Origin of the sequence: Lachnoclostridium sp. An181 (assembly GCF_002160325.1) — a bacterium.
Taxonomy (GTDB): domain Bacteria; phylum Bacillota; class Clostridia; order Lachnospirales; family Lachnospiraceae; genus An181.
Map to the genome: position 1 here is coordinate 94,143 of NZ_NFKJ01000011.1, position 6,571 is coordinate 100,713.

Consider the following 6,571-nt stretch of genomic DNA (forward strand, 5'->3'; position numbering starts at 1 on the left):
GCGACAGGGAGGACAGAAGATGGCTATCATTGGAATCGTGGAGGATGACATGCTGCTCAACGCGGCACTAAAGAGAATGCTTGAAAAAGAAGGATATGAGGTGCGCATTGCCGCGTCCTTGCGTGAGGGGGAACAGCTTTGTGAGGAACCTATTGATCTTTTGGTCATTGACTGGAATCTTCCGGACGGAGAAGGTATCCGGCTTTGTGCAAAAACAGGCGGACAAAAGGAAATTTTAAGCATTCTTCTCACTGCAAAAGATGAGGAGGAGGACGTCATCCGGGCCTTTGACGCAGGGGCAGACGACTATATCACAAAACCGTTTTCCTCAAGAATATTGTTAAAACGGGTGCAGGCTGTGCTGCGCAGGGCAGAGGAAAAAAAGATTGTTTCCTGCCAGGGACTGACACTTGATCTTGAGAAAAAACAGGTTTGGAAACACGGGGAGGAAATTTTGCTGACGCCAAAGGAATTTTCCCTGTTGGAGTTTTTGGCAAAAAACAAAGGAAGGACGCTTACAAAAGAAAATATCCTGGATGCAGTCTGGGACAAAGACGGATTGTTTGTGGGGGAAAATACGATCTCGGTCACGATCAACCGTCTTCGCAAAAAAATTGAGACTGACTGTGCGGACCCGGTATATATCAAAAATGTATTTGGAATTGGATATCGATTTGGAGAGTAGGAGAAAGATGGAAACGTGGTTACTCGCAGGAGCGGCCGGGGTCCTTTTTGGGGTTGGTACATTTTTCTTTCAGAGGAAAAGGCGTAAAAAAGAACTGGAAAAGATTTCGGACGATCTTGCACGGATAATAGATAAAAAGCAACTTGCAAAACCGTCAGAGTATACGGATGATCTGATCTCAAAGATCGATCACCAGACATTTCGTGTGCAGACGATGACGGAACAGTATGAAGAAACACTGAAAAACGACAGGGAGGAGATCAAAAACCTCATTGCCCAGATTGCGCATCAGCTGAGGACTCCCCTTACAAACATGGGTGCATATCTGGAATTTCTGGAGGAAGATCTGGAAGAAGAGGAGAGACGCACATATACACAGGCAGTAAAGAGCTCCTGGGAGAAAATTTATTTTTTGACCGAGAGTTTTATCAAAATGTCCAGGCTCCAGGGCAAAGTGATCCAGATACAAAAAGAACAGGCGGACATTTCAAGCACCCTCACAAGAGCTGTAGGGCAGATCCAAAAGAAAGCAGAAGAAAAGCAGATCAAGGTAAAACTGGAAGGCGGGAAGGAGATAAACTATGCGCACGATGAAAACTGGATTTGTGAAGCTGTCTTTAATCTTTTGGATAACGCAGTGAAATACAGCAAAAAAGGGACAACCGTGCGGGCAGGAGCAGAAAAAAATGAAATGTTTTTAAGGATATGGGTGCGCGATGAAGGGATCGGTATTTCCCCGGGGGAGGAGAACAAGGTGTTCCAAAGATTCTACAGAGGAGACAATGCTGCAGGTGTGGAAGGATTTGGACTTGGTTTGTTTCTTACGCGGGAGATTGTGCTAAAACACGGCGGATTTATGCGGATAAAAAGGGAGAAAACAGGGACAACTGTGGAAATCTACCTGCCCCGGGAGTAGATTTGTTGATAAAATCCCAAATTGTAAGCAGTCTGTTAGATTTGGCCATTAAAATGGGAGGGGAAGGGAGGAAAAACAAATGGAAGTTGTAAGAGTGGCAGGGCTGCAGAAAGTATACGGAGATGGAGGGAATCCGCTTTATGCGCTTGACAATGTTACCTTTTCCGTGGAAGAGGGGGAGTTTCTTGTGATCACCGGAAGTTCCGGGAGCGGAAAGACGACATTGTTGAACATGCTTTCCGGTCTTGATGTGCCAAGCGCCGGAGGAGTGTGGATCTGCGGCAGCAGTTTGAAGGATATGGAGGCAGAGGAGCGGACTGTTTTCCGCAGGCGGAATATTGGAGTGGTCTTTCAACAGTACAATCTCATTCCTGTAATAGATGTGTACGAAAATATTGTGCTGCCTTTGAGGCTGGACGGTGCTTTGATCGATGAAGGCTATGTGGAGGAAATCGCAAAAATGCTGAAAATTTATGAGAAACTTCACAAAATGCCAACGGAACTTTCCGGAGGCCAGCAGCAGCGGGCAGCGATTGCCAGGGCCCTTGTGATGAAACCTGCGGTTATTTTGGCAGATGAGCCAACCGGAAGTCTGGATTCAAAAACAAGTATGGAAGTCGTGGGACTTTTGAAAAGCTGCTCGGAAAAGTTTGGACAGACCGTGCTCATGGTAAGTCATGATGAGGATGTGGCACAGATGGCGGACCGGATCATCCGTATCGAAGACGGGAAAATCCGGGAATAGAGGTGGCAGTATGGAGAGAAGAGGATTTCGGATCAATGACCGTGCTGCCACCTTGACACTTACAAAGGCATTCATGCGGCATGGCAGAGGAAGAAACCGGATTTTATCAGGAGCAGCAGCTTTGGGAATGCTTGTATTGTGTATCGTGTTCGGCATTTCCATCGGAAAAATTGAAACAGAATACATAAGTGCGCTAAGGAGCCGGGGGAGCCTTGCCTGTACTTTTTTGGAAGACGGAACCATGGCCCAGTACGCAAACATCAAAGGACTTCCCTATATTGAATCAGCGGGCGTAAAAAAGACGGCAGGACAAGCCCATGCGGGTGAAGAGTTTTTGGGTGAAGTGGTCATGTTGGATAAGACCGGATGGGAGGAACTGACAGCTCCTGCCTATGGGCAGATAAAAGGAAGGTACCCACAACACGCAGAAGAAATCATGCTTTCTTTGCGGACACTGGAAACCCTTGGAATGAAGGAGCCTAAAATAGGTGATGCCGTTGAATTGCGCATTCGGATTGGGCTATTCAAAGAAAAAAAGGAAATTTTTACGCTGTGCGGGTGGTATACGGACTATGTGGAGCCGGAAACACATAGTCCACAGTGTTATGTTGCCGAGGAAAAATTTGAGGAGTGGGGGATAGACACTGAAAAGCCGGACTATATATTGATGAAACAAAAAGATGATATGAGCGGGGAAAAGGTGGAGGAAAAGCTTTACTGTGATATTCCGGTTGTAAATAAATCTCAGCAGTTCATTGGCGGTGATACAGTGAAAAGTCAGGTGCTGGAATCATTTGTGGGAGGATATGGAGCGGCCGGAATCTGTGCGTTTCTCATTCTTTTGAGTGTTTTTCTTGTCATCACGAATGTGTTTTGCATTTCTTTTTCGCGTGATATCCAAAGCATGGGACAGCTTACTTCCCTTGGCGCTACAAAAAGGCAGATCCGCAAAATTTACTACCGGCAGATGGGGAACGTGCTCATCCGGGGGCTTTTTGTGGGAGCTGTGCTCTCTGCGGTGGTTATGATGCGAGTGGTCCCAAAACTTTTGCAGAATTTATACCTTTACCGTATGGGAGAAGTTTCTGTCCGGTATTGGCTGCATCCGGAAATTTGCGTGGCTGCGGCAGTTGGCGTTGCGCTGGCCTTTCTGGCAGCGTCCGCATATGCGGTACACAAAACAGTGGACATGCCGCCGTGGGAGGCGCTTAAATATACCGGGATACCAGCAAAAAGAAAAGAGGGGCGTCCGGGGAAGAAAAGAAAGGAAATCCGAAATGAAATTGCGTGGATGGCAGCCAGAAATGTACTGCGAACGCCCAAACAGTTTTGGATGACAGTGCTCTCCCTCGTACTTGGCGTGTGCGTGGCATTGTCTGCGGCTGTCATCACAAGAGGAATGGATGAGACAAATGAGATTGCCGGGAGGGCAGATTTTCGCATCCGTGCAAATGGTATTCAGGAAGTGTCAAAAGAAGGAGAATGGATCCATATGTACGATGAATTTTCCCCTTTCAGTGAAAGTGTAAAGGAAAAAATTTTATCGATACAAGGATTGAAAGAGGAGAGAACAATCATAAAGGGAATCTATATGGAGGTGGCGTATGGGGAAAAAACACTGAAACCATTGACAGATGCAGAGCTTGACAGGCCAATGTCGGACGAAGAACATGCGCAGTATACTTTTCCCATAGCCAATCTCATCCGTGTTGTGGACGAAGAGTATGTGAAGGAACTGGCGGATTATGTGGAGGAGAATGGCTTGAAAACGGATATTTCTTTATTCAAAAGCGGAGAAGGAGTTCTGCTTTTGCATGACCATGCATTGTCCCCTGAAATGGAAAAAGAAGCAGATAAAGTAATCGGGGAGGAGATTGTCTTTGCTCATCTTTTGGACAAGGAAGAAAAGGAAAAGCGCCTGGGGCTTAGCATGGAGGAGCTTATGAAACTGCCGGATGTAGAACCAAAGACAGAGAAAATGAAGATGGCAGGATATCTGGATACAGCAGAAAAAGGATTTCCAAAACTAAAAGGGGAGACAAAAGAGGAAAACATCTTATATTTTCTTGTCACCCCAAAGGGAGCGGAGCATTTGAATTCTGCGGTAAAAATCCTGGGGTTTGATCTGAATGTGGAAAAGCAGCGGGAACCTGCTGCAAAGGCAGCAATCGAACGGATTTTGCAGGAAGAAAATGCAAAGGATGAATACCTTGGACTTTCCCTTGAGAGCAAGTCGGATGATCTTTCCAAAGCAGAGAATCTTATTATGACGAGCAGGCTTTTGATGGGCGGAATTGGGGCGGTTCTTATACTTATGGGAATATTGAACTATCTGTATGTAATTGCCATGAGCACAGTGTCCAGAAAAAAAGAATTTCAGGTATTGGAAAGCGTGGGCATGACGAAAAGGCAGAGAAAAAGGATGCTTATGCTGGAGGGTACGTTGTATTGGACAGTTGTGCTGGCTGGCGTACTGGCGGTTGGCATACCGGCGATGAAAATACTGGGAATTTATATGTCTGGAAAGGTGTCGTATTTTCGGTTCTTTTGGCCTTGGAGAGAGTTTTTGGTCTCTATGGTACTGCTTGGTGTTTTTTGCGTGGTAGTGTCTGGGAGAAAAGAGTTAGTGGAAGTTGATTTTTAAATTAGCAAATCGTAAAATTTATTGAAAATGAGAGATTTTTTCTTGAACGTTGTGTTTAATGCCGCAGAACCGTATTTTCAAAAGTTCTGCGGCATTCATGTTAGGATGCCTGATTTATCATTCAGTGTGAAAATGGTGTAGAGAAGGGAGTTCTATTCATATTTTTTCCCAATAATATATGTTGCTATTATCAATCCAATAAGTAAAACAACTATAGATACATATTTTACAACATCCCATAAAGCTACACCACCGATCAAAAGACTGATATAGAAGAATATGGGATATAGAATAGCGGTACTTAATGTAAATACTCGAAATACCGTTAATACATATGTCCAATTCCCGTTATTAAACGATAAGCCGACCATGTGTATTTTGAAAATGCCTTGTGAAACAAAATTGATTTTGTTCTTGTCATAATATGTTGGCAGTAAGTCTTTTGCAAAAATGCAAAACCAGCTTGCAAACAAAAGCATGATTGCAGAAACCCACAAACTATCGGCCATTTGTTTTATTGAAATTCCCGAAACCATAAGCAAGATAATCTCTGTAATTAAAATACCGATAGAAATAAGAAAAGCAAATATCCAATTCTTTTTTTGCTGGCGAATGGAATTACGAGCGGATAAATCTAAAGAGTTTATAACAAGATTGTCTACTTCAGAAGTGTTCAGTAGTTTTTCATCACTTATTTTTTCGCCTTTCAAAAGTTCTGTTACTGTTACTCCGAGTACATCAGCAATAGGAAGAAGGAGGGTAACATTAGGCATACTATTTCCTCGCTCCCATTTACTTACTGTTTTATCAGAAACAAACAGTTTATCAGCAAGTTCTTTTTGTGTCATGGATTTTTCTTTTCGCATCGCACTTAGGAATTTTCCAAATTTATCGTTATTTATTTGATGCATCTGTCTACACCTCCTAGGCTTATTTTAAGCGTGTGGGGTGTAATAGACAATCTACTAATGGGAGAGTTGCGGATGTTGGATAGATTGTAGGGCGGATTTCCTTGGAAATGGTAGAAGAAGACTTCCGCAGTTCTCTTGCAATCATTGATAAGTTACTTTTTTGTTCAAGGAGAACTTCAATCCGAATTCGGTCATCAAGGGTAAGATGTTTGTTGTTACCAATATAATTAACAGCCATAAAGAGCCTCCAATCTATTCAAGAGGTTCCTGTGCAGAGTTTGAATATAATGTACAACAATGCAAGAGTAAATGCTACCCCATATCATAAAAACTGTTCTGGTAAAAGGAAAAGGTAGAAATAACTATTTCATTTAATACTTCGAAAAAAATAGTTGAATGAAAAAGTAACTGCAACTAAGTAGAAATCATTGAAAAGTCAGCGGTTAATGAAAAAGTTATTGCATCCAGGAACTAAAATATCCTAGTAAGACTAGCTATCTTTTATCGCTTTTATTATACTTAAGGAACAGGAAACGTGATGGGATTCCCTTTTTCAGGCAGCATGAAAAGACGGCTGGGTTACTTTTGCAGAAGTAACTGCTACCCGTCAAACAGCACTTTATGGAGCCTTCGCCCGAAGCTAATGTTGTTTATTTATTTTAGAAGTGAC

At 43.3% G+C, this 6,571-nt stretch carries 6 protein-coding genes; 4 read left to right on the plus strand and 2 right to left on the minus strand.

What is annotated here, in order from left to right; translation table 11 throughout:
• Positions 1 to 19 precede the first annotated feature (19 nt).
• The 4 genes from B5F18_RS08385 (at position 20) to B5F18_RS08400 (ending at position 4,990) form a co-directional block, all read left to right on the plus strand.
• On the plus strand, positions 20 to 685 hold the full coding sequence (locus B5F18_RS08385; protein ID WP_087157226.1) for a response regulator transcription factor: 666 nt from the start codon (positions 20 to 22) through the stop codon (positions 683 to 685).
• 7 nt (positions 686 to 692) lie between these two features.
• The gene (locus B5F18_RS08390) at positions 693 to 1,601 is read left to right on the plus strand and encodes a sensor histidine kinase (protein WP_087157227.1); all 909 of its coding nucleotides are present in this window, start codon (positions 693 to 695) and stop codon (positions 1,599 to 1,601) included.
• 79 nt (positions 1,602 to 1,680) lie between these two features.
• Positions 1,681 to 2,346, plus strand: coding sequence for an ABC transporter ATP-binding protein (locus B5F18_RS08395; RefSeq protein WP_087157228.1), 666 nt, complete (start codon positions 1,681 to 1,683; stop codon positions 2,344 to 2,346).
• A gap of 10 nt (positions 2,347 to 2,356) precedes the next feature.
• Positions 2,357 to 4,990: an FtsX-like permease family protein gene (locus B5F18_RS08400; RefSeq protein WP_162607568.1), complete on the plus strand. Its 2,634-nt coding sequence runs from the start codon at positions 2,357 to 2,359 to the stop codon at positions 4,988 to 4,990.
• A 152-nt stretch (positions 4,991 to 5,142) separates the two neighbouring features.
• Here B5F18_RS08400 and B5F18_RS08405 read toward each other — a convergent pair whose 3' ends face one another.
• Together B5F18_RS08405 and B5F18_RS12725 are read right to left on the minus strand one after the other, a co-directional pair.
• Positions 5,143 to 5,901 (minus strand): helix-turn-helix domain-containing protein, encoded by a 759-nt coding sequence (locus B5F18_RS08405; RefSeq protein ID WP_087157230.1) that lies wholly within the window; start codon positions 5,899 to 5,901, stop codon positions 5,143 to 5,145.
• Between the two features lie 19 nt (positions 5,902 to 5,920).
• The gene (locus tag B5F18_RS12725; protein ID WP_087157231.1) at positions 5,921 to 6,139 is read right to left on the minus strand and encodes a helix-turn-helix domain-containing protein; all 219 of its coding nucleotides are present in this window, start codon (positions 6,137 to 6,139) and stop codon (positions 5,921 to 5,923) included.
• Positions 6,140 to 6,571 lie beyond the last annotated feature (432 nt).